General features: G+C 47.1%; 15 protein-coding genes. 11 read left to right on the top strand and 4 right to left on the bottom strand.

The genetic code is table 11. The features are described 5' to 3' along the window. Positions 1–183: hypothetical protein (locus LZU85_RS17855; protein WP_237288007.1), on the bottom strand; the 183-nt coding region annotated here is incomplete at its 3' end. Between the two features lie 463 nt (positions 184–646). Next, positions 647–1,768, bottom strand: coding sequence for a tRNA epoxyqueuosine(34) reductase QueG (queG, locus tag LZU85_RS17850; RefSeq protein ID WP_176297555.1), 1,122 nt, complete (start codon positions 1,766–1,768; stop codon positions 647–649). Between the two features lie 192 nt (positions 1,769–1,960). Here queG and tsaE point away from each other — a divergent pair, with 192 nt between their 5' ends. From tsaE to LZU85_RS17805, 9 genes are all read left to right on the top strand, one after another. Continuing rightward, entirely contained in the window at positions 1,961–2,425 is a 465-nt protein-coding gene (gene tsaE / locus LZU85_RS17845; protein ID WP_176297556.1) for a tRNA (adenosine(37)-N6)-threonylcarbamoyltransferase complex ATPase subunit type 1 TsaE, read from the top strand. Then, on the top strand, positions 2,419–4,134 hold the full coding sequence (locus LZU85_RS17840) for an N-acetylmuramoyl-L-alanine amidase (protein ID WP_176297557.1): 1,716 nt from the start codon (positions 2,419–2,421) through the stop codon (positions 4,132–4,134). The genes tsaE and LZU85_RS17840 overlap by 7 nt, the downstream gene beginning before the upstream one ends. Before the next feature lie 8 nt (positions 4,135–4,142). Next, the gene (gene mutL, locus LZU85_RS17835) at positions 4,143–6,137 is read left to right on the top strand and encodes a DNA mismatch repair endonuclease MutL (protein WP_237288005.1); all 1,995 of its coding nucleotides are present in this window, start codon (positions 4,143–4,145) and stop codon (positions 6,135–6,137) included. Between the two features lie 4 nt (positions 6,138–6,141). Further along, the gene (gene miaA, locus LZU85_RS17830) at positions 6,142–7,089 is read left to right on the top strand and encodes a tRNA (adenosine(37)-N6)-dimethylallyltransferase MiaA (RefSeq protein WP_237288004.1); all 948 of its coding nucleotides are present in this window, start codon (positions 6,142–6,144) and stop codon (positions 7,087–7,089) included. Between the two features lie 176 nt (positions 7,090–7,265). After that, entirely contained in the window at positions 7,266–7,526 is a 261-nt protein-coding gene (hfq, locus tag LZU85_RS17825; protein ID WP_176297560.1) for an RNA chaperone Hfq, read from the top strand. 41 nt (positions 7,527–7,567) lie between these two features. Beyond that, positions 7,568–8,857, top strand: coding sequence for a ribosome rescue GTPase HflX (gene hflX / locus LZU85_RS17820; RefSeq protein WP_237288002.1), 1,290 nt, complete (start codon positions 7,568–7,570; stop codon positions 8,855–8,857). Between the two features lie 45 nt (positions 8,858–8,902). Continuing rightward, entirely contained in the window at positions 8,903–10,102 is a 1,200-nt protein-coding gene (gene hflK, locus LZU85_RS17815; RefSeq protein WP_176297562.1) for an FtsH protease activity modulator HflK, read from the top strand. A 2-nt stretch (positions 10,103–10,104) separates the two neighbouring features. Beyond that, positions 10,105–11,082 (top strand): protease modulator HflC, encoded by a 978-nt coding sequence (gene hflC / locus LZU85_RS17810; protein WP_176297563.1) that lies wholly within the window; start codon positions 10,105–10,107, stop codon positions 11,080–11,082. A 339-nt stretch (positions 11,083–11,421) separates the two neighbouring features. After that, positions 11,422–11,781, top strand: coding sequence for a DUF2799 domain-containing protein (locus LZU85_RS17805; protein ID WP_176297564.1), 360 nt, complete (start codon positions 11,422–11,424; stop codon positions 11,779–11,781). A gap of 70 nt (positions 11,782–11,851) precedes the next feature. Here the strand turns inward: LZU85_RS17805 and ppa are convergent, their stop codons facing one another. Together ppa and fbp are read right to left on the bottom strand one after the other, a co-directional pair. Further along, complete coding sequence (ppa, locus tag LZU85_RS17800) at positions 11,852–12,382, bottom strand: inorganic diphosphatase (RefSeq protein ID WP_011078784.1); 531 nt, start codon at positions 12,380–12,382, stop codon at positions 11,852–11,854. A 141-nt stretch (positions 12,383–12,523) separates the two neighbouring features. Next, positions 12,524–13,540: a class 1 fructose-bisphosphatase gene (gene fbp / locus LZU85_RS17795; protein ID WP_176297565.1), complete on the bottom strand. Its 1,017-nt coding sequence runs from the start codon at positions 13,538–13,540 to the stop codon at positions 12,524–12,526. 341 nt (positions 13,541–13,881) lie between these two features. Between fbp and mpl the strand changes: the two genes are divergently transcribed. Both mpl and LZU85_RS17785 read left to right on the top strand, forming a co-directional pair. Then, the gene (gene mpl / locus LZU85_RS17790; RefSeq protein WP_237288001.1) at positions 13,882–15,243 is read left to right on the top strand and encodes a UDP-N-acetylmuramate:L-alanyl-gamma-D-glutamyl-meso-diaminopimelate ligase; all 1,362 of its coding nucleotides are present in this window, start codon (positions 13,882–13,884) and stop codon (positions 15,241–15,243) included. A 16-nt stretch (positions 15,244–15,259) separates the two neighbouring features. Then, positions 15,260–15,904 carry a flavin prenyltransferase UbiX gene (locus LZU85_RS17785; RefSeq protein ID WP_373368131.1) on the top strand — a complete coding sequence of 215 codons (645 nt, stop codon included), beginning with the start codon at positions 15,260–15,262 and terminating at the stop codon, positions 15,902–15,904. The last annotated feature ends 5 nt before the right edge of the window (positions 15,905–15,909 follow it).

The raw sequence follows: 15,909 nt of genomic DNA, 5'->3' as shown, positions 1-15,909 counted from the left end.
GGTGGAGCAGCTTGGTAGCTCGTCGGGCTCATAACCCGAAGGTCGTCGGTTCAAATCCGGCCCCCGCAACCAATTTTCGGACGATGACAATTCCTTGTTTTGTGCGAAAGATGCTATCCCGTCATGCAATGAGGCGGTGATCATCACCTTCTGTACTGCTCTTTCAATAATGCTGCGAAGCATGAATCCCTAAAATGAAACTTATATCCGATATAGATATTCGGATGTTTTTGTCGTTTCCTTTCTAGCTCAATTATCACTATCTCTGCTAAGTGCAGGCAGGTAGCCTCTTTACGTTGTTCATTAACAGACTTATCCACAGAAAGTTAGATGTGGATAACTTGGTTGATAACAATATCTAATGAACACTTTCTTCTTGACAATAGAGGATCATTTAAGATTACAGTGATCGTGCACTCTTGATGTTGATTGGTAAGTTGTTGTTTTTGAATGGTAATGTCGTATTTTTTTTTATTCTGTGGTGTTGTTTTTTGATCACTAAGCTTGACTTTATTGATCCTAGTCATTGATTGGATATGTGTTTAACTTTTTTTTAGTGCCACTTTCTGAGAGGCTCTGTCAATTTTTTCCACATTGTAAAATTTGAGATGGAAATCAAATATTACTGCGTAAAAATGTGTCGCCACTATCTTGCATCTCTTGGAAGTCCTTTATCGACAATACGTATTAGTCTTTGCTTTTTCATATCGAACTGAAACTCACTGCGTTGAGTCAGTTGCTCTTGCAGGGCCCATTCAATATGTTCATCGAGAAGTGCGCTTAGCCCTTTGCGTTGCTGTAGTGCGTCAATAATACTGGGTGACAGCGGTGCATTGCCCATCGCAATAGCAATGTTTCTTAACCACTGGATATGTCCAATTCGGCGAATTGCTGAACCTTCCATGTTTTTTAGAAAAGTCCCCTCGTCCCATGAAAAAAGTTCGACCAAATCGGCATTAGTGAGCGCTTCTCGTCGATGAAAATCGCCTTCAGTGGTGAGTTCGGCATAGCGATTCCACGGACAAACGAGTTGGCAATCATCGCAGCCATAGATCCGGTTTCCGATGGCTTTACGAAATTCCGGTGCGATCACGCCTGAGTGCTCGATGGTGAGATAGGAGATGCAGCGACGCGCATCGACCACTTGGTTCTCAACAATCGCTTGAGTTGGGCAGGAGGTAATGCATGCTTGGCATTTGCCACAGTGATCTTCACTAGGCTGGTCGATTGGAAGTGGAAGATCGATAAGTAACTCTCCCAGAAAAAACCAAGAGCCGGCTTCTTTATCGAGGATTAATGAGTGCTTCCCTGTCCAGCCTAATCCGGCTTTTTGCGCGAGTGGTCTTTCTAAAATGGGGGCGGAGTCAACGAAAGGTCGATAGCCAAATTGACCCACTTCGTTTTCAATCTTTTTTGCTAGTGCACTAAGTTGTTTGCGAACCAGTTTGTGGTAATCGCGCCCCAAGGCATAGCGGCTGATATAAGCTTGTGTAGGGTCAGATAAATTCGAAGCAAATTGAGCCTGAGGAGGCAGGTAATCCATACGAACGCTGATGACACGTATGGTACCGGGTAGTAATTCTGCAGGGCGAGCGCGCATCATACCGTGTCTCGCCATCCAATCCATGGTGCCGTGGTAACCAGAATCGAGCCATTTTTGTAATTGGGCTTCATGCTCACTCAAATCAATATCGCAGATCCCGACTTTTTGGAAGCCGAGTTCTTTGCCCCATAATTTGATTTGTTGTGCGAGCTGATGGTAATCCATGATGACTGTCTGTTAAAAAACGGACGCGGATCTTACTGGATCTTAGCTTAAGGTTCTACTCTAACCCTCGATCTAGAGCGATTTTTCGTTGAAATGACATTTGGGTGCTTGTCTCTCAAAATGGACACGGTTTACTATTCGTGTTCTTTTGATTTTTATATAGTCAACTTCGACATTCAGAGATACATGATCATGAACGTAAAACAGTTCGAACTGAAAGATGAGCAGGCTACCGTTCTGCTTGGAACACAACTTGCCCATCTTTGCTCCCAACAAACCACGATTTACTTACATGGTGATCTTGGTGCTGGAAAAACCACCTTTAGTCGTGGTTTTGTGAGAGCGCTTGGTCATGCAGGTAATGTAAAAAGCCCTACTTACACTTTGGTAGAGCCTTATCAGTTGGCTGATTGGCAAGTATACCACTTTGATCTTTATCGATTAGCCGATCCCGAGGAACTCGAGTTCATGGGCATTCGCGACTATTTTACTCACGATGCGATCTGTTTGGTGGAGTGGCCTGAAAAGGGTGAAGGCCTTCTTCCCAAGCCGGATCTTGATATTGATATTCGTTACCACGGCGAACAGCGTATCGCACAAGTAAAAGCAAACAATGATTACGGCCTGAAACTGCTCAGTAAATTGGAGTTATGTTGAGTTTAAAGCGCATTCGAAATGCAGCAGTCTGGCTGTCTGCACTCTATATTCTGATTCCTTCTCTTGTATGGGCCAATGTTTTACAAGGCGTGAGGGTATGGCCTGCACCGGATGAAACTCGAGTGGTGGTGGATTTAGCGGATGAAGCAAACTTCAGCTATTTTTCATTGACCAAACCCGATCGTTTAGTGGTGGATCTGAAAAGCACATCACTCAAAACTAAATTGCCGATTGCTGTTAGTGATAGCCCAGTGCTGTCTCGCATCCGTCAAAGTTCGCCACCAGAGTCTGGCACTTATCGCTTGGTGTTTGAACTTAAGAAAAGTACATCAGCGGAGCTTTTTAAACTGGCTCCAACCCCCGGAGGCGATTACGGACATCGCCTAGTGATCGACTTACCACATAACGCTCGTAGTGCTACATCCGCCACACCTAGCTCAAAACCGCAAGCTGTGAGCAAAGAGATTCAGTCAGTCCAGCATGCGGAGGAAATTCTTATTGTGATTGACCCAGGGCATGGTGGTGAAGACCCCGGTTCAATAGGTCCAACGCGTCGTTATGAAAAGAACGCTACGTTGAGTATTTCACACAAAATTGCTGCAGAGCTCAACGCGGTCCCTGGTATCAAAACCAAACTGACACGTTCTGGTGATTATTTTGTTAATCTGAACCGTCGTGTGGCGATTGCGCGTGAAAATGACGCACATTTGCTGATTTCTGTGCATGCCGACGCCTTTACTTCTCCGCAACCGCGCGGTGGCTCAGTGTTCGTGTTGAACACCCGTCGAGCCAATACGGAAATTGCCCGATGGGTAGAGAACCATGAGAAACAGTCCGAAATATTAGGCGGTTCCGGAGCGGCTTTCAGCAATATTAACGATAAGAATGTCAACCAGACATTGCTCGATCTGCAATTTAGCCATTCTCAGAAAGAGGGTTACAAACTCGCGACCGAAATTTTGTCGGAAATGGGGAAAGTTGCCGAGTTGCATAACAGCCAACCAATTAATACCAGCCTTGCTGTGTTGCGTTCACCGCAGATTCCTTCAGTTTTGGTCGAAACGGGGTTCATCTCAAACCCGACTGAGGAAAAGTTGTTGTTTCAGCGAGCACACCAAGACAAATTGGCCAAAGCGATCGCTAAAGCGGTGCTCAAGTATCTGAAAGATAACCCACCTGAAGGTACGGTGTTTGCTTCCAGCGCCAAACCTATCGTTCACACGGTGAAACAAGGTGAGTCATTGAGTGTGATTGCCCAACGTTACGGCACTTCAACGCAAGCGATCATGCAAGACAATCAGCTTAAGTCATCAAGCTTATCGATTGGTCAAAACCTAAAAATTCAGCGTGGGGTGCCAAGTTCTAAAGTGATCGCCGCTCAACCGAATACTGTGGAAACAAAGACCATCACCCATAAAGTGGATAGAGGGGAGTTTTTGGGCATGATTGCGGATCGATATAAGGTATCAGTGGCAGATATTCGCAAAGAGAACAAGCTCAAAACCGATACACTTTGGGTGGGGCAGACGCTAAAGATTACGGTGAACTTGAAGGATCAACCGATCCGAAGACATACGGTTGCTCGTGGTGAGTTTCTTAGCAAAATCGCTGCGAAGTACGATGTTAGTGTGTCGAGCATTCGCCAAGCCAACAACTTGCGTTCAGATGAGCTTGCCATTGGCCAAGTGCTGATTATTCCAAATAAGTAGGCAAAGAGATGACGATCCGGATATTACCAGCACGTTTGGCCAACCAGATAGCGGCTGGTGAAGTGGTTGAACGCCCCGCTTCTGTGGTCAAAGAACTAGTGGAAAACAGCCTCGATTCAGGGGCGACTAAGATTGACATCGATATCGAGAAAGGCGGCGCAAAGCTGATTCGTATCCGTGACAACGGTTCTGGCATTGTGAAAGATGAGCTTGGCCTTGCACTAAGCCGACACGCGACCTCAAAAATCCACACCTTGGACGATCTGGAAGCGATTATGAGTCTTGGTTTTCGTGGTGAAGCGTTAGCCAGTATCAGTTCAGTATCGCGATTAACCCTCACCTCTCGCCCTGCAACGCAAGAACAAGCGTGGAGTGCTTATGCGGAAGGGCGAGATATGCAGGTGAAACTGCAGCCTAGCGCTCACCCAATTGGTACCACCGTTGAAGTGGTCGATCTGTTTTTTAACACCCCTGCCAGACGCAAATTTCTTCGTACTGAGAAAACCGAATTTGCCCATATTGATGAGCTGCTAAAACGGATTGCACTCAGCCGCTTTGATGTGTCGATAACCTTACGCCACAACGGCAAAGTGATCCGACAATACCGTGCTGCACACAATGATCTTCAGGCAGAAAAACGCTTAGCCACCGTTTGTGGTCAAGCGTTTGTACGTTGCATGCTGAAAATAGAGCTAGAACATCAAGGCCTCAAACTTCACGGTTGGATCACCACACCAGAAGGGGCTCGCCAGCAAAGTGATCTGCAATATTGTTATGTTAATGGCCGGATGATGCGCGACAAGCTCATCAATCATGCCATTCGCCAAAGCTATGAGACGAGCTTAAAGCCTGAGCAATTTGCCGCTTATGTTTTATTCATTGAGTTGGACCCACATCAAGTTGACGTCAACGTTCATCCGGCCAAACATGAAGTGCGCTTCCATCAAGCCCGCTTGGTGCATGATTTTATTTATCAAGCGCTTGCAAGTGCGTTGGCGCAAAGTGACAGTATCGAGCAACCGCAAATCAATGAGTCAGCTTTTCATTATCAAGCCGAGCCAGAAGTTGCTCCACAAGGCAGCTTTCCTGCCGAAAGTAATGAGGTTCCACAAGCGGTTTATCACGCCATTGAAAAAGCGCCAGCCTATCCACGAAAAGCAGGACAAGAGCAACAGTTGCAGCAACGGGCACCTTTGGAAAGCTCGCTCTCCAGTGAACAAGGCTGTGAAGTTTCACCTGCGCCACACAATGAGCGCCATGTTTGGATGGAGTCACGATCCCCTGCGCGTCATACATCATCTTCAAATCAGAGTGAACGCTATGGCGAGCCAGCACCCAGCAAACAGCAAGTCAAAGCGTATGCGGAGTTACTTCATACCCCGGATTTTCCGTCCCAGAATGTGGAATGTGATCCGTCGCCCTCCATCGCCTCTCCTGTCCAAGAGTTAGGGAAGGCGGTATCTGTGGTGGCGCAACGTTATCTTTTGACGACAACGAAGGCGGGTTGCCAACTGATTTCTCTTGCTCGTGCAGAGTTCTATCGAATCCTTGGGCAACTGAATGGTGATAAAGCGGCATTGAAGTCTCAGCCTTTGTTGGTGCCGCTTTCGCTAAAACTGGAAAAAGGGTTGGTTCATGCCGCGCAAGAGCATCAAGATCGTTTTGCTCGGATGGGGATCCTCTTCAAAATGCGTAATGAGAAAGCCCTGATGGTGATGGGGGTGCCTGCGCCATTAAGACAACAAAATTTACAACTTCTTATTCCAGATCTGTTATCTTACGCCGCTTCGCAAGCCCAGAAGAAAGAGCTGGCACAAAATGACACGGCGATGGCGCAGTGGTTGGCGTTGCGTGTGGCAAAAGTGAAAAGCCACTATACACTTTCTGAGGCGATACAAATTATTTCGGAACTCGAACAACTCTGGCAAGAGAAGCTCCCGCTACAGGATGCTCAACTGGTCACGAGTGTCGATTTCTCGGCAACGATTGCACAACTGACATGACACCATGACTGAACAATTACCTTTAGCTCTGTTTTTAATGGGGCCGACAGCATCGGGAAAAACGGAATTAGCAATCCGATTGCGTCAACGATATCCAGTTGAACTTATCAGTGTCGACTCTGCTCTAATTTACAAGGGCATGGATATTGGCACTGCCAAACCTGATGAACGCGAGCAACAACTGGCACCGCATCGTTTGATCGATATTTTAGATCCGACCGAAGCCTATTCTGCGGCTGATTTTCGTCGTGATGCTCTCGCAGCAATGAACGAGATCGTTGCACAAGGCAAAATTCCGCTGCTTGTTGGTGGAACTATGCTGTATTTCAAGGCGTTACTCGAAGGTCTGTCACCACTTCCTGCTGCAAATGCTGAAATCCGTCAGCAAATTGAACAAGAAGCATTGACGAAAGGTTGGTCAGTATTGCACGATGAGCTTCAAGAGATTGATCCTGTATCGGCAGCGAGAATACACCCGAATGATCCGCAAAGATTGTCGCGTGCATTGGAAGTTTATCGGATTTCAGGTAAAACTCTTACTGAGCTGACGGAAACGAAAGGGGAAAGTTTACCGTTTCGTGTCAAGCAGTTCGCAATAGCTCCCAAGGAAAGGGCAGAGCTCCATCGTCGTATTGAACTGCGTTTCGATAAAATGATGGAAGCAGGTTTTGAAGACGAAATGAAAACCTTGTATACACGCAAGGATCTTCATCCGGATCTCCCTTCCATTCGGTGTGTAGGCTATCGACAGATGTGGGACTATTTAGATGGAAATTGCACTTTAGACGAAGCGATTTATCGTGGCGTTTGTGCGACCCGTCAATTGGCCAAGCGACAAATTACCTGGTTGCGCAGCTGGGATAATTTAACTTGGTTGGATAGCGAAAACATTGAACAGTCACTAGAAACTCTTTCAGAAGCCATAGCATCTGATAGAGATAGCTGTGTATAATGTGATCGTTTTTGCGTGAATACACTCTACGAAGGATCAGTACTGGTAACTTACCGTTTAAGCTGCTAGTAACTAAGAGTGTTTTTTGTTCGTTTAGCTCAGATGCAAAGGCATTTTCTTTTGCAGTGCACCACTAGCTAAATAATTACAACTACAAATTAAATAAGGAAAATAAAATGGCTAAGGGGCAATCTCTACAAGACCCATTTCTAAATGCACTCCGTCGTGAGCGTATCCCGGTATCGATTTACCTAGTAAACGGTATCAAGCTGCAAGGTCAGATCGAATCGTTCGATCAATTTGTGATCCTGCTGAAGAATACAGTAAACCAAATGGTTTATAAGCACGCTATTTCAACTGTGGTTCCTGCTCGTCCAGTGAGTCATCACAGTGGTGAGCGTGGTTCAGATCGTCCAAACGACAAATCAGAAGATTAATTTCGTTATCGATCATTTAAACACTTTAAGGAGTTGATTGCTTGTTTGACCGTTATGAATCCGGTGAGCGAGCCGTACTTGTTCATGTCAACTTCACGCAAAAAGGCGAGTGGGAAGACCTTGCAGAATGTGAATTGTTGGTTTCATCCTCGGGGGTAGAAACATTACAAGTTATCACTGCAAGTCGTCAGGCACCACACGCCAAATACTACGTCGGAGAGGGAAAGGCTCAGGAAATTGCACAAGCTGTGCAAATCACTGGGGCTGAAATTGTGATATTCAATCACGCCCTCTCTCCTGCCCAAGAGCGCAACCTCGAAAGATTGTGTCAGTGTCGAGTCATCGACCGTACCGGTCTGATTCTGGATATTTTCGCCCAACGAGCTCGAACTCATGAAGGTAAACTTCAAGTGGAGTTAGCTCAGCTTCGACATATTTCCACTCGTTTGATTCGTGGTTGGACGCACCTTGAAAGGCAAAAAGGTGGTATCGGTTTGCGTGGACCTGGGGAAACTCAGCTTGAAACGGACCGCCGCTTACTGCGTGAACGCATTAAGGCGATTTTGCGTCGTTTAGAGAAAGTTGCGAAGCAGCGTGAACAGGGGCGTCGTGCCCGAAATCGTGCAGAAATCCCGACGATCTCTTTGGTTGGTTATACCAACGCGGGAAAATCGACATTGTTCAACCGCATTACCGAAGCCGGGGTTTACGCTGCGGATCAGTTATTTGCCACACTTGACCCGACATTACGTAAGATCGAGTTAGCGGATGTTGGCCCTGCAATTCTTGCAGATACTGTAGGGTTTATCCGCCACCTACCTCACGATTTGGTGGCTGCCTTCAAAGCAACCTTGCAAGAAACGCAAGAAGCTGACATTTTGTTACATGTTGTTGATGCCAGTGATGAGCGTTTTCGTGAGAATATTCAAGCTGTTCACGTAGTTCTAGAAGAAATCGATGCTCACGAGATTCCTACACTCGTGGTAATGAACAAGATCGACAATATGGAAGACCAACGTCCACGTATTGAGCGCGACGATGAGGGGATTCCTCGCGTGGTTTGGCTTTCTGCGATGGATGGTCAAGGCATTGATCTTCTGTTTGAAGCACTGACGGAGCGCCTCGCGTCCGCTATGGTTGAGTGTCAGTTGCGAATCCCGCCACAGCATCAAGGTCGGTTTCGTAGTACATTCTTCCAAATGAAGTGTATTCAACAAGAAGAGTATGATCTGGATGGTAACTTGTTGATCGATATTCGAATGCAACAAGTAGATTGGTCTAGACTTGAAAAAAGAGAAGGGGCAGTTTTGCGTGACTTTATCGTCACTTAAAGGACTGCTACAGTATAACGTCATATCAAATGATGGAGCTTTCTAATGGCGTGGAATGAGCCTGGAAATAACAACGGCAACAATGGCCGCGATAATGACCCTTGGGGTAATAATAATCGTGGTGGTCAGCGTCCGGGAGGACGAGACCAAGGGCCGCCGGATTTGGATGAAGTGTTTAATAAACTGAGTCAAAAGCTGGGTGGTAAGTTTGGCAACAAGGGAGGGCGTGGGCCTTCAATTGGTGGTGGCGGTGCAATTGGCTTTGGTGTCATTGCCGTTATTGCAGTACTTGTCTGGGTTTTCGCTGGCTTCTACACCATTGGTGAAGCAGAGCGTGGTGTGGTGTTACGCTTAGGTAAGTATGACCGCATCGTGGATCCAGGTTTGAACTGGCGTCCACGCTTTATCGATGAAGTTACACCCGTTAACGTTCAAGCGATTCGCTCATTACGTTCATCAGGTACGATGTTGACCAAAGATGAGAACGTTGTGACGGTATCGATGGATGTTCAGTACCGTGTTGCGGATCCTTACAAATATCTGTTCCGAGTGACTAACGCGGATGACAGCTTGCGTCAAGCGACAGACTCGGCACTGCGTGCCGTGATCGGTGATTCACTGATGGACAGTATTTTGACCAGTGGTCGTCAGCAGATTCGTCAAAGTACACAACAAACGCTAAATCAAATCATTGACAGCTATGACATGGGCTTAGTGATTGTGGATGTGAACTTCCAGTCGGCTCGTCCGCCTGAGCAAGTAAAAGATGCGTTTGATGATGCGATTGCAGCGCGCGAGGATGAAGAGCGTTTTATTCGTGAAGCGGAAGCGTACAAAAACGAAATTCTGCCAAAAGCAACGGGTCGTGCTGAGCGTCTGAAGAAAGAAGCTCAAGGTTACAGCGAACGCACTATCAACGAAGCGTTGGGTCAAGTGGCTCAGTTTGAAAAATTGCTGCCTGAATACCAAGCTGCGCCGAAAGTTACTCGTGATCGTCTCTACCTAGATACGATGGAAGAGGTGTATTCAAGTACTTCTAAGGTACTGATCGACTCAGAATCAAGTGGCAACCTTTTGTATTTGCCGATTGATAAGTTGGCGGGGCAAGGTACTCAAACCGATACCAAGCGTAAAGCGAAATCTTCTTCAACTTACGATCAGATCCAATTGGAATCAGAGTCAACAAGTGATGATGCTCAAAACTCGCAGTCTCGTTCAACAGGTTCACGTCAAGGGAGATACTAAGAATGCGTAAGTTAATGATCCCTGTACTGGTTCTTGTACTGGCAGCACTACTGATGTCGCTGTTTGTCATCCCAGAAGGTGAACGTGGTATTGTGGTGCGTTTTGGTCGAGTACTCAAAGATACCAATGACGTTACCCGAGTTTACGAACCGGGTTTGCATTTCAAAATGCCGTTGTTTGATCGCGTGAGAACGTTAGATGCACGTATTCAGACAATGGACGGACGTTCAGACCGTTTCGTGACGTCAGAGAAAAAAGACGTCATCATCGATTCGTATGTGAAATGGCGTATTGAGGATTTCGGTCGTTACTATCTAGCAACGGGGGGTGGTAACACGCTAACCGCTGAAGCGTTACTTGAGCGTAAAGTGACCGACGTTTTGCGTGCAGAAATCGGTGCTCGTGAGATCAAACAGATTGTTTCTGGTCCACGTAACGGTGATGTGTTGCCAGAAAGCGTGACCAGCGCAGAAGTGAGTACTGAAGCGGCTCGCCAAGCTCTGGAGATCGATGGTGAACGTGACCTGATCATGTCGAATGTATTGAAGGATACGCGTGAAAGTGCCATGAAAGACTTGGGTGTTCGCGTGGTGGACTTCCGTATGAAGAAAATCAATCTTCCGGATGAAATCAGTGAGTCTATCTACCGTCGTATGCGCGCAGAGCGTGAGTCAGTGGCGCGTAAGCACCGTTCTCAAGGCCGTGAGAAAGCGGAAGTTATCCGTGCACAAGCGGAGTTAGAAGTGGCGACGATTCTGGCTGAAGCAGACAAAACAGCGCGTGTAACACGCGGTGAAGCAGATGCAAAAGCAGCGAAGATCTACTCGGACTCTTACAACAAAGATCCTGAATTCTTTAGTTTTATGCGCTCTCTAAAAGCCTATGAGAAGTCATTTGGATCTAAGAGCGATATTCTGGTACTGGATCCTAAGAGTGAGTTCTTCCAATACATGAATAACGCAAAAGGTGCTGAAAAGTAATTGAGTGGTGAAAGCTAAGCAATAGCTTGAGTGCGCAGTAACTCAGCAGCGCTAGACGACTAAACGTTGAAAGCGATATCGATGCCAGTCAGACTTTCTGACTGGCATTTTTTCTTTGGTTTTCTAGTGCTTAGAATGCAACTTCCTCAAGTAGTAATAGAACCATACCTTCTGCCGAATGGCATCGCTAATCATGGTGCGTGATCTCTATCCGTGTGTGTTTGAGCTATTGAAGTTGACCGACTTGGTCTTTTGAGGCGTATACTGAAATAGGCTTGTGTTGTCTTGGTCGATGAAGCGACGGCCTACGAGGGAAATATCCCAATAAGGAGACAGATCATGAAAGCAATATTTTCGACCGCAATTCTTATTTTGCTGGTTGGCTGCGTTCAAACCCCATTACCTCAGTCGGAGCAAGTATCAGATTGGCACCGCTTTGGCGAAGAAACTGCGTTGGATGGTAAGTTAGCTTTGAGTGAGGCTCGTTTACTCAAGTTGGCACAACCACGTGAGCTTTCCACTTCTTTGCTGACGTCATATCAAATGGGCTATCAAGAAGGTAAACAGCAGTACTGCCAACAGAATGCGTATTTGTTGGGAGTGATTGGTAAGCCTTACTACGGCATTTGTGATGATGTTGACCCTTTCTTCAAGCAAGACTACGTCTCTGGTCAAATGTCGACGGCTGGGGGTTTGTAAGAACAAAAAAGCGGTGATGATCAAAAAGAGCTGTGTTCACACAGCTCTTTTGTCTTTCAATGGGCAAGGATTATTTGTTCTGTGCACGTTGGTAAGAATCTAAGATCTCTTTACGCGCTGCTTCCACGTCTTCCCAGCCATCCACTTTGACCCACTTACCCGATTCAAGCTCTTTGTAGCGCTCAAAGAAGTGGGTGATCTGCGCTTTCAACAATTCAGGAAGATCGTTGACATCTTGGATGTGATCATACTCTTTGGACAGTTTTGAGTGAGGTACCGCGACGACTTTGGCATCTTCACCGGATTCATCCGTCATTTTAAGCACGCCCACCGGGCGACAACGGATAACCGAACCTGGCATCAATGGGTAAGGTGTTGGGACCAACACATCGACTGGGTCGCCATCCAGCGAAAGGGTATGGTTAACGTAGCCATAGTTGCATGGGTAGAACATCGGCGCTGACATAAAGCGATCAACGAACACCGCGCCAGACTCTTTGTCCACTTCGTATTTGATCGGATCTGCGTTGGCTGGGATCTCAATAACCACATACAGATCATCAGGCAGTGATTTGCCCGCCGGGACGTTATTTAAACTCATGAGTGATTTCCTTTTCTTTAGTTTTTGGGCTGAACGGTGATAATTTAGCCGCAAACAGGCAGAGCTGTAAACCGAGTGCGTTGGGCTTTCCAAAGTGGCTAACAAAAAGCGCCTGCTGTTGCAGGCGCTTTGTCTCATTCTTTAGGCTTCGTCACGGTGAATTTCTAAAAACTCTTCAACTTTTTTCACCATATTGGTGGAGCCGACGAAGAAAGGCACGCGTTGATGTAATTCCGTTGGTTTGATATCGAGGATACGTTTTATGCCATCTGAGGCCAACCCGCCTGCTTGTTCAATCAAAAAGGCCATCGGGTTGCATTCATACAGCAAACGCAGCTTACCCTGAGGGTGGCTTTGTGTGCTTGGGTAAAGATAGATACCGCCTTTGAGTAGATTGCGATGGAAATCAGCGACTAAAGAACCAATGTAGCGTGAGGTGTAAGGACGGCCATCTTCTGGCACATTTTCCTGACAATACTTAATGTATTTCTTCACGCCCATAGGGAAGCGAATGTAGTTGCCTTCGTTAATCGAGTAGATCTTGCCATCTTTCGGGATCATCATGTTTTCGTGCGACAGACAGAAGGTGCCGAGTGATGGATCGTAGGTGAAACCATTCACGCCATTGCCCGTGGTGTACACCAACATGGTGGAAGAGCCGTAAATGATGTAACCCGCAGCGACTTGTTTGTGTCCTGGTTGCAAGAAGTCTTCTTGAGTAGGAGGGGTGCCAATAGGAGAAACTCGACGGTAGATAGAGAAAATGGTGCCGACAGAAACGTTAACGTCGATGTTCGATGACCCATCAAGAGGGTCCATCAACACCACGTATTTGGCGTTTTTGTTTAGTTCTTTGTTAAAAGCGACCGCTTCATCTTCTTCTTCACTCGCTACGCCACACACTTGGTCGCGTGCTTCGAGTGCCGATTTAAACTTCTCATTGGCGTAGACATCCAACTTTTGTTGGACTTCACCTTGTATATTCTCTGCTCCCGCAGCACCAGTAATATCAACTAAGCCAGCTTTGTTGATTTCACGGTTAACGATTTTGGCCGCCAAGCGAATCGACGACAAAAGGGAAGAGAGATCACCGCTAGCGTGGGGGAAGTCCGCTTGTTTCTCAACAATGAACTCGCCAAGGGTGCGCATTCCAGACATGTTATTTCCTTAAACTTCGCTGAATAATGTTGGGGGAATTTGAGCGGCATCTCTTGATGGATGTGACGAAGGTTATCGTTTGCGCTCGAAGTAAGTGTAAGGTTTAGATCTTATTAATGGTAATGAAGTAACCGACGCAGATCTCAATTTGTTTGTCGAGTGCAACGGGTTGATTACATCCTTGGGTTCGATAAACCTAAGCGCTAATACGTGTAAATAATGGTCAGAAAAGCGTGAAAACTGGGCGAGTTGTGGCAGAAGCCAAACAAAGCCGCTCGCTTTTCTTATGGTTATCATGATAATGAGACGGTAGAAATTATTCAGATGGCAGGACTCAATTGATGCATATTCATATCTTGGGAATTTGCGGCACTTTTATGGGTGGCGCGGCAATTTTGGCTCGACAGTTAGGCCACAAAGTGACCGGTTCTGACGCGAACGTTTACCCACCGATGAGCACCTTGCTTGAATCTCAAGGTATTGAAATTATTGAAGGCTTTGACCCTTCGCAACTCAATCCTGCGCCAGATCTTGTGGTGATTGGTAATGCCATGAGCCGAGGCAACCCATGTGTGGAATATGTGTTGAATCACAACCTGCGTTATACCTCTGGGCCGCAGTGGCTGCAGGAGTTTTTGTTGCATGACCGCTGGGTATTGGCGGTATCGGGCACACATGGCAAAACCACTACCTCGAGCATGCTGGCGTGGATTTTGGAAGATTGTGGTTACCAGCCGGGATTTCTTGTTGGTGGCGTGCTCGGTAACTTCGGTGTCTCCGCGCGTTTAGGCGAAAGCATGTTTTTTGTGGTCGAAGCCGACGAATATGACAGTGCTTTTTTCGACAAGCGATCTAAGTTTGTGCATTACCATCCTCGCACCTTGATCATGAATAACCTAGAGTTTGATCATGCGGACATCTTTGATGATCTTGAAGCGATCAAGCGACAATTCCACCACTTAGTGCGTACTGTTCCTGGTAATGGCCGTATTTTGGCGCCCAAGCAAGACGTCGCATTAGCGGATGTGTTGTCACGAGGCTGCTGGAGTGACCAGGAGTTTTCTGGTCAGGACGGCGAGTGGCAAGCGGTCAAACTCAGCAAAGATGGTTCACACTTTGAAGTGTGGCTGCAGGGTGAGCAAGTAGGCACGGTGCAATGGGACCTAGTCGGCGATCATAATGTCGATAATGCGTTGATGGCGATTGCAGCGGCGCGTCATGTGGGTGTGACGCCAGATCTGGCTTGTGAGGCACTAGGGCGCTTTATTAATACCAAGCGTCGCCTAGAGCTGAAAGGGGAAATCAATGGCGTGGCGGTGTATGACGATTTTGCCCATCATCCAACCGCGATTGAACTGACTCTCGCAGGTTTACGTAATAAGGTGGGTGATAAGAAAATCATCGCGGTACTGGAGCCACGCTCAGCCACCATGAAACGTGGCGTGCACAAAGAGACTTTGGCAGCTTCACTCAAGCAGGCGGATGAAGTGTTCCTTTACCAGCCAGAGTCAATTGCTTGGTCGGTGCAGGACGTTGCGGCGCAATGTCAGCAACCGGCATTCACCAGTGATAACATTGACCAATTTGTGGCGAACATTGCGCAGCGCGCCGAGGCGGGAACGCAAATTTTGGTCATGAGCAATGGCGGTTTTGAAGGCATTCACGGCAAATTACTGACCGCTTTAGAGAATTCAACGCGCTAGAAAATACATACATTAGATGAGCATGAGAAACCAAGAAAAATCGATCACGTTAGCCTTTACGGGCGCTTCTGGCGCGCCTTATGGGCTACGTTTATTACAGCAACTACTGGCGGCAGATTACCGTGTCTACCTGCTGATCTCTTCTGCGGCAAGAGTGGTATTGGCAACCGAGCATGGTCTCAAACTGCCAGCCAATCCTGACGCAGCGCAGCAAGCGCTGGTGGCCCATTTGGCTTGTGATGCCGACAAGCTGGTGGTGTGTGGTAAAGACGATTGGTTCTCGCCAGTGGCTTCTGGCTCGGCCGCCCCTAAGCAGATGGTGGTTTGCCCTTGCTCGGCAGGGAGTGTGGCGGCGATTGCTCATGGTATGTCGGACAATTTAATTGAGCGTGCTGCGGATGTGGTAATGAAAGAGCGTGGCCAATTGATTTTGGTGGTGCGTGAAACGCCCTTTTCGACCTTGCATCTTGAAAACATGCACAAGCTTTCGCAGCTCGGTGTCACCATCATGCCCGCCGCGCCCGGTTTCTATCATCAACCGCAGTCGATAGACGATCTGATTGATTTTATGGTCGCGCGTATCTTAGATCATCTCGGCATTGAACAGGTTTTGGTGCCGCGTTGGGGATACGATCATCGTAATGACGGTGACTCTGTATAGCCAAG

It is taken from the genome of Vibrio floridensis (assembly GCF_021852965.1).
Taxonomy (GTDB): Bacteria; Pseudomonadota; Gammaproteobacteria; order Enterobacterales; family Vibrionaceae; genus Vibrio; species Vibrio floridensis.
This window is presented reverse-complemented; position numbering and strand designations above follow the sequence as displayed.